Origin of the sequence: Aeromicrobium sp. Root236, from assembly GCF_001428805.1 — a bacterium.
GTDB lineage: Bacteria > Actinomycetota > Actinomycetes > Propionibacteriales > Nocardioidaceae > Aeromicrobium.
The window spans coordinates 1,128,532-1,145,802 of sequence record NZ_LMIS01000001.1 but is presented as its reverse complement, the minus strand read 5'-3'; the positions used below and the strand labels follow the sequence as shown (position 1 = coordinate 1,145,802).

Annotated in this window: 11 protein-coding genes; all 11 read left to right on the top strand. The window is 69.4% G+C overall.

Annotated features, from left to right (window positions below; all coding sequences use genetic code 11):
- Positions 1-150: 150 nt before the first annotated feature.
- The gene (locus ASE12_RS05740) at positions 151-2,790 is read left to right on the top strand and encodes a hypothetical protein (protein WP_056398090.1); all 2,640 of its coding nucleotides are present in this window, start codon (positions 151-153) and stop codon (positions 2,788-2,790) included.
- Entirely contained in the window at positions 2,732-5,275 is a 2,544-nt protein-coding gene (locus tag ASE12_RS19990) for a hypothetical protein (RefSeq protein ID WP_157412822.1), read from the top strand. The genes ASE12_RS05740 and ASE12_RS19990 overlap by 59 nt, the downstream gene beginning before the upstream one ends.
- A 188-nt stretch (positions 5,276-5,463) precedes the next feature.
- Positions 5,464-6,243, top strand: coding sequence for an electron transfer flavoprotein subunit beta/FixA family protein (locus tag ASE12_RS05730; RefSeq protein ID WP_056207879.1), 780 nt, complete (start codon positions 5,464-5,466; stop codon positions 6,241-6,243).
- 15 nt (positions 6,244-6,258) lie between these two features.
- Positions 6,259-7,206: an electron transfer flavoprotein subunit alpha/FixB family protein gene (locus ASE12_RS05725; RefSeq protein ID WP_056398084.1), complete on the top strand. Its 948-nt coding sequence runs from the start codon at positions 6,259-6,261 to the stop codon at positions 7,204-7,206.
- Positions 7,207-7,476: 270 nt separating this feature from the next.
- Positions 7,477-9,132 carry an ABC transporter substrate-binding protein gene (locus tag ASE12_RS05720; protein WP_056398081.1) on the top strand — a complete coding sequence of 552 codons (1,656 nt, stop codon included), beginning with the start codon at positions 7,477-7,479 and terminating at the stop codon, positions 9,130-9,132.
- Positions 9,133-9,297: 165 nt separating this feature from the next.
- Complete coding sequence (locus ASE12_RS05715; protein ID WP_056398076.1) at positions 9,298-10,224, top strand: ABC transporter permease; 927 nt, start codon at positions 9,298-9,300, stop codon at positions 10,222-10,224.
- The gene (locus tag ASE12_RS05710; RefSeq protein WP_056398074.1) at positions 10,217-11,200 is read left to right on the top strand and encodes an ABC transporter permease; all 984 of its coding nucleotides are present in this window, start codon (positions 10,217-10,219) and stop codon (positions 11,198-11,200) included. The genes ASE12_RS05715 and ASE12_RS05710 overlap by 8 nt, the downstream gene beginning before the upstream one ends.
- Positions 11,197-12,909 carry an ABC transporter ATP-binding protein gene (locus ASE12_RS05705; RefSeq protein ID WP_056398071.1) on the top strand — a complete coding sequence of 571 codons (1,713 nt, stop codon included), beginning with the start codon at positions 11,197-11,199 and terminating at the stop codon, positions 12,907-12,909. The genes ASE12_RS05710 and ASE12_RS05705 overlap by 4 nt, the downstream gene beginning before the upstream one ends.
- A 78-nt stretch (positions 12,910-12,987) precedes the next feature.
- Positions 12,988-14,979, top strand: coding sequence for a S8 family serine peptidase (locus ASE12_RS05700; RefSeq protein ID WP_157412821.1), 1,992 nt, complete (start codon positions 12,988-12,990; stop codon positions 14,977-14,979).
- Positions 14,980-15,027: 48 nt separating this feature from the next.
- Positions 15,028-15,678, top strand: a complete 651-nt coding sequence (locus ASE12_RS05695; protein WP_056398067.1) for a hypothetical protein — start codon at positions 15,028-15,030, stop codon at positions 15,676-15,678.
- 2 nt (positions 15,679-15,680) lie between these two features.
- Positions 15,681-17,222: a DNA polymerase Y family protein gene (locus ASE12_RS05690; protein WP_056398064.1), complete on the top strand. Its 1,542-nt coding sequence runs from the start codon at positions 15,681-15,683 to the stop codon at positions 17,220-17,222.
- The last annotated feature ends 49 nt before the right edge of the window (positions 17,223-17,271 follow it).

Here is a 17,271-nt window from a genome sequence, read left to right as displayed (position 1 = left end):
TCATGATCGTTGATCCTGCAGCGACTCGATCGAGCCGCGATCCGGCGGGTACGACGCGTTTCGCCGGGTGGCTTGAAGCAATGTGACACACGGTACGCATGGGGCATACTGAGCACGAAGTGCCATCAGCGGTGTAGATGAAAGGGAGTCATGTCCGACTCAGAGTCCAACCAGCCGGTCGAGCGTCGGCGCGCCGACCCGTTGCAGGTCGCAGCCGACATGCTCGCGAGCGAGGATGCGGACAACGCTCCCGCGCCGAGCCGTGATGCCGGCGTGAGCAAGGACGACTCAGCTCACCGACCCAGCCCCGACGACGTCCTCTCGCAGGCCGCCGCGAGCATCGACGAAGGCTCCGCCGCCGAGGACGACGGAGACGACAGCCCGCGCGCCCGCAGGGCCGCCGCCCGCGCTGCCCGTCAGGCCGCCGCCGAGAAGCGCAAGGCCGAGCGCGCCGCCGCCAAGGCGTTCGCCGCCTCCAAGCGCCACTCCGTACGACGTGACGATCCGGCAGCCGACGAGACACCGCAGGAGAAGACCCTCGCCGAGAAGCTCGACGCCGCTCGCCAGGCGGTGTCGACCCCGCCCGACCAGGTCGAGTCCGAGGCGGAGCGCACCGCGACGTTCGAAGCCGTGAACGAGGCCCCCGCGCCCGCCGAGCAGCCCGTCGAGCAGGCCGCCCCGGAGCCGGAGCCCGTTCAGGCCGAGGCGCCCTCCGAGGACACGTCGCACGGTTCGCCGTTCTCCCGCCTCGGGGGAGCGCAGACCGCAGGAGAGCTCTCGGGCGAGGAGGCGCCTGCCCCGCAGCCGGAGCAGCCCCAGGTCGTCGAGGAGCCCGTCGTCGAGACGATCGAGAACGAAGCGCCGGCCGCACCGGTCGAGGAAGCCCGCCCTGAGCCGGCTCCCGTGGCCGAGCAGGCGCCCGCTCCCGTGGAAACCCCGCGCGAGGCGCCCGTGGAGGCTCCGCGCGAGGCACCCGAACCGGTCGCCACCCAGGCGACGTTCGCCGAGAAGCTCGCCGCCGCGAGCGCTGCCGCGCAGCAGCGCGTCGCCCAGGCGCGCGCCGAGGCTGCCCGCCTGATGGAGGAGGCGGCGCGTGAGCGTGCCGAGGTCTCCGCGCGGCTGCAGTCCGACGAGGCGGCCCAGCGCGAGATCGCGGCCCAGAAGCTCAAGGCCGCCGAGCAGGCTGCCGCTGAGCGGGTCAGCGCTGCTCAGCAGGAGGCCGACCGCGTCACCGCCGAGATCGAGCGTGAGCGCGCCGCCGCTGCCGCCAAGATCGCCGAGCTCCAGAAGGCGGCCGACGAACGCGTGGCCGCCGCCAAGGCTGAAGCCGAGCGCCAGGCTCAGCAGCGCATCCAGCAGGCCAACGCCGAGGCGCTTCGCCTGGCGGAGGAAGCCGAAGCCGAGGCCAAGCGCGTCGCCGAGCGGCGTCTCGCCGAGTCCGAGAAGGCGGCCGAAGAAGCCGCCAACCGTCGTCTCCAGGCCGCCGAGCAGGATGCCCAGCGCCGCATCGAGGCCGCCCGGGCCGAGGCCGAGAACGTGGCCGCGCAGGCAGCAGCCGATCGCGAGGCAGCCCTGACGCAGCTCGCCAAGGAGCGCGAGGCGGCCGACGCTCGCCTCGCCGAGGTCAAGGCCGAGGCCGAGCGGATCGTCGCCGAGGCGGACCGTACGTCCGCCAGCCACGTCGCCGCCGCCCAGGCCGAGGCTGAGAAGGTCGCCCAGCAGGCTGCGGCCGATCGTGAAGCCGCGCTCGCGCAGCTCGCCAAGGAGCGCGAGGAGGCCGACGCCCGCCTCGCCGAGGTCAAGGCCGAGGCCGAGCGCACGGTCCGCGAGGCCGAGGAGTCCGCCGGTGCCCATGTCGCGGCCGCCAAGGCCGAGGCCGAGAAGTTCGCACAGGAGACGGCGGCCGAGCGGGTCGCCATCGCCGTACGCGTGTCCGATGCCGAGCGTGCCGCCGAGGAGAAGCTGGTCGCCGCCAAGGTGCAGGCCGATCGTCTCGCCGCCGAAGCCGCGCAGCGACACGCCGAGGCTGCCGCCGAGCTCGCTCGCGAGCGTGACGAGGCCAAGGCTCTCGTCGAGCGCGCCAACGAAGAGGCCGACAAGCTGGCCAAGGAGGCCGAGGCCGAACGCGCCGAGGCTGCCGCCAAGCTCGCCGAGGCCGAGCGGGTGGCTGCCGAGAAGATCCGGGCCGCCCAGGCCGAGGCCGAGCGGGTCGCTGCCGAGGCCAACGAGGCCGCACGGTTGGCAGGCGAGGCGCGCGAGAAGGCCGAGCGCAAGCTGGCCGAGGACGTCGAGGCCGCCCGTCTCGACGCCGAGCGCAAGATCGCCCAGGCCGAGAAGGACGCCGCCGAGCGCATTGCCCAGGCACAGGCCGAGGCCCGGCGCCTCGCCGAGAAGTCCGAGCAGGACGCTCGCGAGCGCGTCGCCGCCGCGCAGGCCGAGGCCGAGCGCGTCACGGTCCAGTCCAAGCGCGACGCACAGGAGCGCTTGAGCCAGGCCGTGGCCGCCGCACGCTCCGCAGCCGAGGAGAAGCTGCAGGAGGCCGAGCGCACCGCGTTGGAGTGGGTCGCCGCCGCCGAGGCCGAGGCCGAGCGGGTGGCGCAGGAACACATCGTGATGGCCAACCACTCGTCAGCTTCAACGCCGTTGACGACGCCTGAGCCCTTGGTCGACGAGTACGTCGATGAGGCACCGGACGACGCTGACACCGATGATCATTCGCCCGAGGAGGTGAGTGACGACTCCGGGCAGGTCGCCCCCAAGATCAAAAAAAGGGTCGTCCGACGCAAGTGAGGTTCTGACCGCCGGTTCGATCGTCGCCGATCTCGAGGACGGTGACGCGCCCGACGAGGTCGCACCCAGCACGTCCGGGGTGTCGGCGACCTTCGACCTGCCCCAGGCGGTCGATCGCGCCGAGCTGATCGAGGACGTGCCAACGCCCGAGATCTCTGCTCCAGAGCCTGCGGCCGAGCCCAGCCGGCGCGAGCTCAAGGCCGCCCGTCGCCGGGAACGCGAGGAGGCCAAGGCCGCTCGTCGCCGTGAGCACGAGGAAGCCGTCCAGGCCAAGCTCGAGGCGAAGCGTCGCGAGCGCGCGGAGCGCGAGGAGGCCAAGCGGCGCGAGCACGACGAGCGTGAGCTGGCCAAGCAGCGTGAGCGCGAGGAGCGCGAAGAGGCCAAGCAGCGCGAGCGCGAGGAGGCTGAGCAACGCGTACGTGAGCAGGCTGAGCAGCGCGAACGTGAGAAGGCTGAGCGCGAAGAGCGCGAGCAGGCCGAGCAGCGGGAGCAGGAAGAGCGCGAGCAGGCTGAGCGCGAGCTTGCCGAGCAGCGGGAGCAGGAAGAGCGGGAGCAGGCTGAGCGCGAGCTTGCCGAGAAGCGCGAGCAGGAAGCGCGCGAGCAGGCTGAGCGTGAGCTTGCCGAGAAGCGTGAGCTGGAAGAGCGCGAGCAGGCGGAGCAGCAGGCCGCGGCCGCCCGCGAGCAGGCGGCCGCCGACGAGAGCGCCCGCACGCAGGACCCCGGGGTCGAGGCGCCCGAGCCCGCGGTCGAGCCGGAGCCGCAGCCCGTCGCTCCCACCGCGGCCACGATAGGACTGACCCAGCGGCTGGAGGCCGAGCGACAGCGCCTCGCCGCCGAGCGCGAGAAGCGCGAGGCCGAGGAGCAGGCACGCCTCGAGCAGGAGAGGGCCCAGGCAGCGGCAGAGGAGGCCAAGCTGGCCGCCCGCCGCGAGCGCGACGAGGCCAAGTCGGCTTCTCGCCAGGCGCGTGCGGATGCCAAGCTCGAGCGCAAGCGCGCCAAGCAGGCGCGGCTCGAGGCCAAGCACGCGGCCCGACAGCAGCGCAATGAGGAACGTGAGAAGGCGGCCGCCGCCAAGATCCAGGCACGCACGGAGGCAGTGGCTGCGAAGGCTGCTGAGCGGGTCGACACGCGTACGGCCGAGATGGAAGCACCCGAGGTCACCGAACCCCCGGTGGAGGCCGACCTCGAGGTGCCGGTCACCCCGCTGCAGGACGCCGACGTCGAGGCGGTCGAGACGGACGTCGAGACCCCCGACGAGGCCGCGGTGGACACCGAGTCCGAGATCGCGGAGCTCGAGCAGTCGTCCGAAGTCACGGACGCCGCAGCGATCGCCGACCCGAAGACCGACGCCAGGGAGGCGCGGCTCACCGAGCGTCGCGAACGCTCCGAGGCGAAGAGGGCGGCCCGGCAGGCGCGCGCCGACGCCAAGGAGGCCGCTCGTCGCGAGCGCCAGGAGGCCAAGGACGCCCTCCGCCGTGAGCGCCAGGAGGCCAAGGACACCGCGATCCGCGAGCGTGCGGAGGCGAAGGAGGCGCAGCGCCGCGAGCGCGAGGCTGCCGAGCTGGCCGAGCAACAGGCCCGCGACGAGGCGGCCCGCGACGAGGCCGCCCGCCAGGAGCGCAAGGCTGCTGAGGAGACCGCCCGCCGGGAGCGTGAGGCTGCCGAGGAGGCCGCCCGCCGGGAGCGTGAGGCTGCCGAGGTCACCGCCGCGGCTGTCGTGGCCGAGCAGGCTGCTGAGCCTGAGCCGGCTGAGGAGACCGAGGCGACCGCCGAGAGCGAGCCGGCTGAGGAGACCGACCAGACCACCGTCGAGGAGTCGGCCGAGCCCACCGAGGACGCGCCGGAACAGGTCGACGAAGTCGTCGAACCAGACGAAGTCGAGGAGCCGGTCGAGGTCGTCGAACCGGTCGCGGTCGAGGAGCCGGTCGAGGACGAGAAGCAGATCGCCGCCCGTGTCGCGGCCGAGGCTCGCGAGGCCGAGCGTCTGGAGCGCCAGCAGGCCAAGGAGGCTGCCCGCCGCGAGCGCGAGGAGTCCAAGGCCGCCGCCCGAAGCGCCAAGGCCGCACACCGCGCGGAGAAGAAGGCCGACCGCTTCGTCGAGGCGCCGCGTGAGCCCAAGGTCTCGTTCATGGACCGCCGCCGCAAGAACGCGGCCGACCGCGATCCGGGCGCCACCTCCACCGGCCGCAACGCCGTCGCCGTCCTGGCGGTGGCCGTCGGCGCACTGGGCCTCGCCTGCTCGCTCGTCCTGGCGATCGGTGCGTTCATGGCTGCCCTCGGCACGACGGACAGCAACAGCGCGTACGACACCCTCTCCTCGCTGTGCGACACCCTCGTCGGGCCCCTGGGCGACGTGTTCACGTTCTCCGGCACCAATGCCGAGATGAAGGAAGCCGTCGTCGCGTGGGGCGGTGGATCGATGATCTACGTGCTCGTCGGGATGTTCGCGCAGTCCTACCTGAGGTCACGGATCGACGACGACTGACCCCGCTCGATGTGACCTAACCCATGCCCGTCACGTGTCGCCCCCATTGCTACCTCTAGGTAACATTCAGATGACGAAGGGCCGCCTCACTTCAGCGCCGACGGCGTGGGATGGTGGCTCTTGCACAGTCCAGAGACTGCCGTGACGGCCGTTCGGTCGTTGCGTCCCAGATTCACAGGAGGGTCCTCGTGACCAAAATCGTTGTCGCTGTGAAGTACGTACCGGATGCCACGGCAGACCGGACCTTCAGCGCCGATAACACCGTCGACCGTGTCGGTGTCGATGGTTTGCTGTCCGAGCTCGACGAGTACGCGGTCGAGCAGGCGCTCCAGGTCGTCGAGGCCGGCGAGGGTGAGGTCACCGTCCTGACGGTGGGCCCCGAGCAGGCCTCCGACGCGGTGCGCAAGGCCCTGCAGATGGGTGCCGACGCCGGCGTCCACGTGCAGGACGACGCGATCCACGGCTCGGACGCGTTCGCGACGTCGCTCGTGCTGGCCGAGGCCATCAAGAAGCTCGACTACGACCTGGTGTTCTTCGGCATGGCGTCGACCGACGGCGGACTGGGTGTCGTCCCGACCCTCGTCGCCGAGCGTCTCGGCCTCCCCGCCGTCACGTACGCCTCGGAGGTCACCGTCGACGGTGACACCGTCAAGATCCGCCGCGACGGCGACGTCGCCACGCAGGAGATCGAGGCATCCGGCAAGGTCGTCGTCAGCGTGACCGACCAGTCCGGTGAGGCCCGCTACCCGTCGTTCAAGGGCATCATGGCCGCCAAGAAGAAGGACGTCCAGGAGTGGACGCTCGCCGACCTCGGCCTCGACGCCGGCTCGGTCGGCCTCGACAACGCCTGGACCAAGGTCGAGTCGTTCGAGCCCCGCCCGCCGCGCACGGCCGGCGAGATCGTCACGGACGAGGGAGACGGCGGCGCCAAGCTCGTCGAGTTCCTCGCCTCCAAGAAGTTCGTCTGAGAAGGGCACTGACACATGACTGAAGTACTCGTTCTGATCGACGCCCCTGACGGCAAGGTCACCAAGCCCTCCCTCGAGCTGCTGACGATCGCCCGCCGCATCGGCGAGCCGTCGGCGGTCGTGTTCGGCAGCGCCGACAACGACACGCTCAAGGAGTACGGCGCCGAGAAGATCTACACGTACGACGACGCCGCCTACGACGAGTTCCTCGTCGGCCCCAAGGCCGAGGCGCTCGCGCAGCTCGTCGCCGACAAGTCCCCGGCCGCGGTGCTTGTCGGCGCCTCGACCGAGGGCAAGGAGATCAGCGCCCGGGTGGCGCTCAAGACCGAGTCGGGCTGGATCAGCGACGCGGTCGACGTGCAGGCCGACGGTGGCACCGTCACCACGACGCAGTCCGTGTTCGCCGGCAACTTCACCGTGAAGTCCAACGTCACCAAGGGTGCGCCGGTCATCACGGTCAAGCCCAACTCGACCGCTCCCGAGGCCGCCCCGGCCGCTGGTGCTGTCGAGGCGGTCACCGCTGACATCTCCGACGCCGCCAAGACCGCCAAGATCACCTCGTCGAAGCCCAAGGAGGCGTCGGGTCGCCCCGAGCTGACCGAGGCCGCGATCGTCGTGTCGGGTGGCCGTGGCACCGGCGGAGACTTCTCCGAGGTCGAGGCGTTCGCCGACTCGCTCGGCGCGGCCGTGGGCGCGAGCCGCGCGGCAGTCGACTCAGGCTGGTACCCGCACTCGTTCCAGGTCGGCCAGACCGGCAAGACCGTGTCGCCGCAGCTCTACGTCGCCAACGGCATCTCCGGTGCGATCCAGCACCGCGCCGGCATGCAGACGTCCAAGACGATCGTCGCGGTCAACAAGGACGACGAGGCGCCGATCTTCGAGCTCGTCGACTTCGGCGTCGTGGGTGACCTCAAGACGGTCCTCCCGCAGGCCACCGAGGAGATCAAGAAGCGCAAGGGCTGACCTGCAGATCAGCTCACCCCCACGGCCGGCTCACCCAGGTGAGCCGGCCGTCGGCGTTCTTCCACGTACCAGCATGTGATACAAGCGTCTGACCCGTGAGAACCAGCGAGGTTGAGCCTCCAGGACTATTGACTTCGCAGCGCCTGCGCGCCTCTACCTTTTGGTAACACTTTGATTAAGCAGCCCTGCAATGCTGTCCCGTGAGCGGGTCGCAGTGATAGTCATAGGGGGCGCGCGCCAGCGTGCACCAGACAATCACAGGAGGAATCCATGCGACTCTCTCGGCGTACCCGCCTTGCGGGTGTGGCGTTGATCGCGGCCGGCAGCCTTACCCTGGCGGCTTGTGGCGGCGGCAGCGACGACAAGAGCGAGGGCGGCGGCGGTGGCAGCAAGTCCGTCATCACGGTCTACGGCACCAACCCCCAGAACCCGCTGATCCCGACCGCAACCAACGAGGTCGGCGGTGGCGATCCGATCGACAACCTCTTCTCCGGTCTGGTGGCCTACAACACCGACGGCTCGGTGACCAACGAGGTTGCCAAGTCCATCGAGCCCGACGACTCCAAGAAGGTCTGGACCGTCACGCTCAAGGACGGCCAGAAGTTCACCGACGGCTCGGCCGTCACGGCCAACTCGTTCGTCAAGGCGTGGAACTACGGCGCCAACCCGGACAACAAGCAGCTCAACAACTACTTCTTCTACCCGATCGAGGGCACCGACGACATCGGTAACACGGTCAAGGGCGCCAAAGAGGTCTCGGGCCTGAAGGTCATCGACGACAAGAAGTTCACGATCACGCTGAAGTCGGCGGAGTCGGACTTCCCGCTGCGTCTCGGCTACTCGGCCTACTTCCCGGTCCCGGACTCGGCCTACGACTCCTCGGGCAAGATCACCAAGGAGTTCGGCGAGCACCCGATCGGCAACGGCCCCTACAAGCTCACGAAGTCGGGCTGGGAGCGCAACAAGCAGATCTCGCTTGAGCCGAACCCGGACTACCAGGGCGTCCACAAGCCGAAGAACGGCGGCCTGATCTTCAAGTTCTACGCCGGCGGCGGCACGGATGCGGCCTACACCGACGTCCAGTCGGGCAACCTCGACGTCCTCGACCAGGTCCCGCCGAGCGCGCTGACCACGTTCGAGAAGGACGACAAGGTCACGGCCTACAACGAGCCCGGCTCGAGCTTCTCCTCGCTCACGATCCCGGAGCGCCTCAAGCACTTCGGCAACGACGACGAGGGCGACCTGCGTCGCGCGGCGATCTCCGAGGCCATCAACCGCCCCGAGATCACCGAGAAGATCTTCAACAACGCGCGTACGCCTGCCAGCGACTTCACGTCGCCGGTGCTCGACGGCTGGACCGACAAGGTCGACGGCAACGAGGTGCTGAAGTTCAACGCCGAGGACGCCAAGGCCAAGTGGGCCCAGGCCGACAAGATCGCGAAGTGGGACGGCAAGTTCGTCGTCGCCTACAACAACGACGGTGCAGGCAACAAGGAGTTCACCGAGGCGATGACCAACCAGCTCAAGAACACGCTGGGGATCGACGCTGAGCCCAAGGTCTACGCGACGTTCGACGAGCTCCGCAAGGACGTCACCGACCGCACCATCAAGACCGCGTTCCGTACCGGTTGGCAGGCGGACTACCCGTCCATGCTCAACTACCTCGGACCGATCTACGCCACGGGCGCCGGCTCCAACGACGGCGACTACAGCAACAAGGACTTCGACAAGCTGATCTCCGAAGCCTCCGCTGCTGAGGGCGACGCTCGCTACAAGCTGATCGGCGAGGCGCAGGCCATCCTCCTGAAGGACCTGCCGGCCATCCCGCTGTGGTACCAGAACGCCACCGCAGTGACGGCGAAGGACCTCAAGGGGTTCAAGTTCAACTGGAAGCAGAAGCCGGACTACTACGCACTGACGAAGTAGTACCGCCGGTGTGACGGACGGAGGCGGCCCGCTGGGCTGCCTCCGTTCCGTCCGCCTAGTCCTTGGCCAGCTCGATCTGGCCTCACCCCCGGTTGTTGCGCTTTCGGAGTACCGTGAAGCCGGACCGCGTGGGTCCACGCTTCCACGACCTTCAGGAGATCAACCATGTGGTGGTACGTCGCCAAACGGTTGCTGCAAACCATCCCGGTGTTCATCGGCGCCGTGGCCATCCTCTTCCTCCTGTTGCAGCTGCGACAGGGCGATCCCGTACTCAACCTCGCCGGCAACAAACCGGTGTCGCAGGAAGTGCGCGACGCGATCGCAGCGCAGTACCACCTCGACGATCCGTGGTACTCCCAGATGTTCTACTTCATCAAGGGCGCGCTGACCCTCAACTTCGGCGACACCTTCTCGGGCCAGCCCGTCATGGACCTGATCAAGGAGACGTTCCCGGTCACCGTGACGCTCGCATTCATGGCCCTTGGCATCGATGCGATCCTCGGCATCACGATCGGCACGATCGCCGGACTCAACCGCAACGGCATCTTCGACTCGACCGCCCTGGTCATCTCGCTGCTGCTGATCTCGATCCCGATCTTCGTCCTCGGCTTCGTCATGCAGCTGATCTTCGGCGTCAAGCTCGGGTGGACATCGCCCACGGTGGGCGGCGACTGGACGGTGACCGACCTGATATTGCCGGCCATCGTGCTGGCGATCGCCAACTTCGCCTACACGATCCGCCTCACGCGCACCTCGGTCGCCGAGAACCTCAGCGCCGACCACGTACGAACCGCACGCGCCAAGGGCCTCTCCAACCGCGCCGTGGTGCGCAACCACGTGCTGCGCAACTCGTTGGTCCCCGTCGTCACCTACATCGGCATCAACCTCGGCTCGCTCATGGCCGGTGCCGTCATCACGGAAACCATCTTCAACGTTCCCGGCATCGGCAACGCCGCCTACATCGCGATTCAGAAGGGTGAGACCGCCACGGTCGTCGCCATCGTGACCTTCATGGTCATGGTCTACGTGCTGATGAGCCTGGTGGTCGACCTGATCTACGCCGTACTCGACCCGAGGATCCGCTATGTATGAGACCCAGCCGGGGACACACCCGGGCCAGGAACGCTTCGTCGCCCCGAGCGACGAGACCCCGTTGCGGGAGATCGACGCCGTCGACGTGGACGCCGTCCCAGAGAGCCAGTGGAAGGAGGCGTGGAAGCGGCTGCGCACCTCGATCCTGTTCTGGCTGTCGATCGTGATCCTCGGTGTCATCGCAGCCATGATCTTCTTCCCGACGCTCTTCACCGACGTCAAGCCCAGCACGAACGACCTGAGCAAGAGCTTCGAGCCGGCATCCAAGGGGCATCCTTTCGGATACACCCAGCAGGGCTACGACGTCTGGTCCCGTACGGTCTACGGCGCTCGCGCCTCCGTCGCAGTGGGATTCTTCACGACGATCCTCACGACGCTCCTCGGCGTGGTGACCGGCGCAGTCGCCGGCTACTACGGCAAGTTCGCCGACACGATCATCTCGCGCCTGAGCGACATCTTCTTCTCGATCCCGCTGCTGCTGGCCTCCATCGTCACGGTCTCGGTGCTCAACAACCGGTGGCCGGATCGCGGTTTCTGGCTCTCGGTCCTCGTGGTCGTGCTCGCCCTGTCGCTGTTCGCCTGGCCGCAGATCACTCGCCAGATGCGAGGGGCGGTGCTGGAGACCAAGAACCTCGAGTTCGTCGACGCCGCCACGGCGATCGGCGCGTCCAGGATGAAGAACCTGTGGCGCCACATCGTCCCCAACGCCCTGGCGCCCGTCATCGTGACGGCCACGATCTCGCTCGGTGTGTTCATCGTGGCCGAGACGTCGCTGTCGTTCCTCGGCCTGGGATTCCCCAGCACCATGGCGTCGTGGGGCAACGACCTCTCGGCCGCCCAGTCGCAGGTCCGTTCGGGCCAGCACCTGAGGGTCATGTACGTCCCGGCGGCCGCGCTCGCGCTCACCGTCCTCGGCTTCATCCTCCTGGGTGAGGCCGTCCGAGAAGCACTCGACCCGAAGGCGAGGAAGAAGTGAACGGCACCGAGCCTCTGCTCAAGGTCGAGAACCTCAGTGTCGGCTTCACCGCCGGCAAGCAGGTCCTCACGGCCGTCGACCAGGCCAACCTCACGATCTATCCCGGCCAGACCATCGCGATCGTGGGCGAGTCCGGATCCGGCAAGTCGACCCTCGCGCACGCGGTCATCGGGCTCCTGCCCGGCAGCGGCAAGGTCCTCGGCGGCGAGATCCAGTTCGAGGGCAACGACATCAGCCGCTCCTCGCGCAGCAAGATCCTCGCGTTGCGTGGGTCGGAGATCGGCCTCGTGCCGCAGGACCCGATGTCCAACCTCAACCCGTTGTGGAAGGTGGGCTTCCAGATCAAGGAGGCCCTCGTCGCCAACGGTGTCGCCAGAGGCGCAGAGGCCGACAAGCGCGTCGTCGAGCTGCTCGAGGAGGCCGGTCTGCCGGACGCCGAGCGTCGGGCTCGCCAGTATCCCCATGAGTTCTCCGGCGGCATGCGCCAGCGCGCGCTGATCGCCATGGGTCTCGCGGCCCGCCCCAAGCTGCTGATCGCCGACGAACCCACCTCGGCGCTCGACGTGACGGTGCAGAAGCAGATCCTCGACCACCTCGACCAGCTGACCGACACGCTCGGTGTCGCGGTCATGCTGATCACGCACGACCTCGGCCTCGCCGCTGAGCGTGCCGATCACCTCGTCGTGATGTACCGCGGCCGGATCGTCGAGTCGGGTCCTGCTCGCGACATCCTGCAGAACCCCGAGCACCCCTACACGAAGCGTCTCGTGTCCAAGGCGCCGTCACTGGCGTCCCAGCGGCTGTCGTCCGTACGGGCGAGGGCCGAGGTGCGTGAGCAGGCCGTGCAGACCGCGGCGGAGATCGCCGAAGAGGTCGCGCACAGTGCGTCGGAGTTCGGCGAGGGTCGCAACGACATCATCGTGGTGGAGAACCTCACCAAGATCTTCAAGCTGCGTGGAGCGAAGCCGTGGCAGAAGGTCGACTTCGCCGCGGTCGACGACGTCTCGTTCACCTTGCGCCGTGGCACCACCACGGCCATCGTCGGCGAGTCGGGTTCGGGCAAGTCGACCGTGGCCCGCATGGTCCTCGACCTGCTGCCGCCCTCGTCCGGCCGGGTGCTGTTCGACGGCCGTGACATGCGCGAGCTCAACTCCAAGGCCGAGCGCCTCAAGCTGCGTCGTCAGATGCAGCCGGTGTTCCAGAACCCGTACGCCTCGCTCGACCCGCTCTACTCGATCTACCAGTCGATCGAGGAGCCCCTTCACACCCACAAGGTGGGCACCAAGAAGGAGCGCGAGGCGCGCGTGCGCGACCTGCTCGACAAGGTCTCGCTGCCGACGACGGTGATGTCGCGCTACCCAGGCGAGCTGTCCGGTGGCCAGCGGCAGCGCGTGGCGATCGCCCGGGCCCTGGCGCTCGAGCCGGAGGTCGTGATCTGCGACGAGGCGGTCTCGGCCCTCGACGTCCTGGTGCAGGCTCAGATCCTGGAGCTGCTCAATGACCTGCAGGCTGAGCTCGGCCTGAGCTACCTGTTCATCACGCACGACCTCGCGGTCGTGCGGCAGATCGCCGACAACGTGATCGTGATGCAGGACGGCAAGGTCGTGGAGGCGGCGAAGGTGTCGGAGGTCTTCGACAACCCGCAGAAGGACTACACGCGCAAGCTCCTGGACGCGATTCCGGGTGCGTCGATCGAGCTCGGAGCCTGATTCTGCGCTGAGATTCCACGGTTTCGGCACACCTGCCGTACGCTGACGTCCGGGAGCGGACGCTAGCGAAGGGTCGGCATGAGGCGTTGGGTTCTCTCCTTGGCGTTGGTTGCCTGTTGTCTGGCGCTGCCGTCCGTCGCCGAAGCCGGCACCAAGGCAGCGCCATCTGCGCCGGCCTGGCGGGCAGGTGACGCCACCGGCGTGATCGTGTCGACCGACGGCTTGCTCCCGGCAGGAGTGCTGCGCCGGATCTCGGTGCTGCTGGGGCGCGACGTCGTCGCACAGACCCCGATGGGCGACTCAGCGGTGTCGCTGCGCCTCGACCGCGCCGTCCCGGCGTCGACCGTACGGCTGCTGAGCAAGGTGCTGAACCTCCTGCCCGGCGTCGCGCACGTCAGCCCGGACCTCGTCGCGACGAGCGACTCGGTCTCGCCGAACGACACGTACTTCTACCGCCAGACCAACCTGTGGACGCCGGCGCCCGTGTCGTCGGACTCCGGCGAGGACCCGCCTGCGAAGCCGGACTTCAGCATGGATGCCCCGACCATGTGGGACGCCACGAAGGGCAGCAAGTCGGTCGTCGTCGCACTGGTCGACGGCGGCATCGTCTCGCACCCGGACCTGGCGAAGCAGACCGTTCCGGGCTACGACCTGATCGCCGACACCCGCAACTCCAAGGACGGCAACGGCCGGGACTCCAATGCAGCAGATCCGGGGAACGCCTCCAACGGGACGTACTGCGCCGCCCACGCCAGCACCTGGCACGGCACCCACGTGGCCGGCATCGTGGCCGCGCTGCGCAACAACACGATCGGCATCTCGGGCATCGCTCCGGGTGTGGCCATCCAGCCCGTACGCGTCGTGGGGCAGTGCGGGGCCACGATGTCGGACATCATCGCCGGCATCCGTTGGGCGTCCGGTGGGTACGTCCCCGGCGTCCCGCGCAACAAGACACCGGCCGCCGTCATCAACGTCTCGCTGTCGAGCAGCGTCGCGGACCTGAAGTGCCCGGCGGCCTACCAGGACGTCATCGACGAGGCCCGCTCGCGCGGATCGCTCGTCGTCGTGTCGGCCGGCAACCAGAGCATGTCGCTGTTGAACCGGACTCCGGCCAACTGCCAGGGCGTGCTGTCGGTGGGTGCCACGGACGTCGACGGCAGCCCCACGTCGTACACGAATGCCGGGCGCACGATCGGCATCATGGCGCAGGGCGGCGAGGTCGGACCGAACGAGGGCATCTGGTCGACCGTCGATGCCGGGACGGCCGGTCCGGTCCGGTCGACGTACGGGCAGAACTCGGGCACCTCGATGGCGGCGCCGGCCGTGTCCGCTGCCGCGGCGTTGGTGCTGTCGCTCGGCCACTTCACGAACGACCAGGTCGCCCAGGTGCTGAAGAAGGCCGCGCTCAAGCCGCCGGAGTTCGACAGCTACTACACCTGCATCTCGCACGACCCCACGACCGGGGCGGAGCGCAACGTGTGCGGCGCCGGCATCCTCAACCTGGCCGGCATTCCCGCTCCGGTCGGTCACCCGTCGCTGGTGGGCGGCTCGACGATCGGCAGCACGGTCTCGTTCACGCCGGGCCGGTGGAACGGTCACCCGGACTCCGTGACGTACCAGTGGCTGCGTGACGGGACGGCGATCGCGGGTGCCACCTCCAGGTCGTACGAGCTGGCGGCGGTCGACCTGGGTCGGACGCTGACCGTACGGTCGACGTCCCACACGGAGGGCTACCCGGACTTCTCCGGGCTCTCGGTCGCCAAGGCCGTGCCCAAGGCTCAGGCCACGGTGGCGCTCCGCCTGTCATCGACGCGTGCCCGCCTCAGGACCACCCGGTTGTACGCCAACGTGACCGTGACCGCGGCACAGGGACAGTCGCCGACCGGCACTGTCGGGGTGTACGTCGACGGTCGCCGTGTGGCACTCGTGACGCTGGTGTCGGGCCAGGCCCGGGTGCACCTGCCGGTGTTCACGGCGACCGGTACGCGCAAGGTGCAGGTGCGTTTCAACGGCAATGCGCGGGTGGTGGCCAAGTGGTCCAGCGCGGTCGGAGTGAGTGTGTCGAAGTAGTCCTTGCGGCGGATTGACTCCTTCGAACACATGTTCGAAGATGGGTGAATGACCGCCGCTCCTGCCCCGACCCTGGACGAGCTGCGAGCCCGCGTCAACCAGATGCAGGGCCGTCCCGCGGCCCAGCCCGTGGCGACGCACCCGGCCTTCTCGGGACTGCTGCAATTGCAGACCGGATCGAGCTATGCGGTCGACTCGGCGAGCCTCGCCATGGCGCTGATGGCGGGCCCTTCGGCTGATGGCGCCTGGTGCGGGGTCGTGGGGTCGGCGGAGTTCGGCCTGGAGGCCGCCGCAGCGGCCGGCGTCGAGCTCCGGCGGACGATCCTGGTGCCCGATCCGGGGGAGGCCTGGCTCGAGGTCACGGCCGCCCTGATCGACGTGCTGGGCGTCGTCGTGGTGGCCGCGCCCGCAGAGGTCTCGGCCAAGGACGTCAGCCGCATCAGTGCCCGGCTGCGACAGCGCGGAGCCGTCCTCATCGCCTACGGCGACTGGCCGCGGTGCGACGCCCGGTTGTCGTTGCGTGACGCCCAGTGGGTGGGGCTGGGTCGTGGGCACGGGCACCTGCAGGCGCGCCGGGTCACGGTCGAGGTCCAGCGCGGCACGGCCCCGGTCCGCACGGGACAGCTGTGGCTGCCCGATCGTGCCCAGGTCATCCGACGCGTCGAGCAGCAGCCGGCCCAGCTGCGGAGCGTGAGCTAGGCATGACCCGGACCATGGTGCTGTGGGCGCCGGACTGGCCGATCGTGGCGGTCGAGAGCTCGGCCTCGACGCCCGCGGCGGTGCTCCACAAGGGTCAGGTGCTGGCCTGCTCGCAGGCTGCGCGGGCCGAAGGCGTACGCCGGGGCATGCGGCGGCGCGATGCCCAGTCACGGTGCCCAGGGCTCGTCCTGCACGACTACAACCCCGATGCCGATGCGCGGGCCTTCGAGGCGGTGCTGACCGCGATCGAGGAGCTCAGCCCCGGGGTGGCACCGTTGCGGCCCGGGCTCTGCGCGATCAACGTGCCGGCCCGGTTCTACGGCGGTGAGGCCGAGGCGGCGGCGGTCATCGCCGAGCGGCTCGTACGCCTGGGGGTGTGGGACGTCCGGGCCGGCATCGCCGACGGGCTCTTCGCCGCCGAGCAGGCTGCTCGTCGCGCGTTGGCCCAGGACAGCCTCGTCGTACCTCCCGGTGGATCGGCGCAGTTCCTGCGTGACCTGCCGGTCGACGCCCTTGACGATGTCGTGGGGGCACCTCCCGCGAGCTCTGCGAGTGGGGGAATGGTGGGTCTGCTCCGCCGCATGGGGCTGCTGACCTTGGGCGACTTCGCCGCCTTGTCGCCGGCCGACGTGCACACCCGGTTCGGCACGCACGGCGAGCTGCTGCACCGCATGGCGCGCGGGCTCAACCCGCAGCCGATCAGCCGGCGGCAGGTGCCACCGGAGTTCGAGGCGACGCTGATGCTGGAGCCGCCCCTCGACCTCGCGGAGCAGATCGCGTTCAGCGTACGCACGACGGCCGAGAAGTTCGTGACGGATCTCGCGGGCCATGGACTGGTGTGCACGACGGTCCTGATCGAGGTCGACACCGACGGCTCGCTGGCGACCTCACGGCGGTGGATGCATCCGCGGTGGTTCGGACCGACCGACCTGGTCGACCGGGTCCGCTGGCAGCTGTCGGTCGACGGTGCAATCACGGCACCGGTCGACGCCGTACGCCTGATCCCCGAGGTCACCGAGCCGCTCGGCGACCACGCCGACAGCCTCTTCGGCGGCGGCCCCGACGAACGGGTCGAGCGCGGGGTGGCGCGGGTGCAGAGCATCGTGGGTCACGAGGCGGTCGTGTCGGTCTCGGTGCAGGGTGGCCGTGGGCCGGCCGAGCGGCAGCTGCTCGCCCCGTGGGGTGAGCGGCCGGTCGCCGCGCGGGCGGCCGGACTGCCGTGGCCGGGCAGCCTGCCGCCGCCGGCACCCGCGACGGTCTATGCCGAGCCCCAACAGGCGATGGTCGTCGGCGCCGAGGGGCAAGCAATCGGGGTCACGGGTCGCGGCATGGTCACCGGCGAGCCGGCGCGGTTCCGGGCCGCGGCGGGTCAGGACTGGCAGCCCGTGGCGTCGTGGGCCGGGCCCTGGCCGGTCGACGACCAGTGGTGGGACGAGGCCGCGGCCCGGCGCATCGCCCGGTTCCAGGTCGTCGGCGTCGACGGCAGCGCGTACCTCATGATCGTGGAGGCCGGCTCCTGGTGGATCGAGGCCAAATATGACTGATCGGCTCACCTCGTGCTGTGCTCGCGGCGTCCGCATCGCCCGAGCCCGT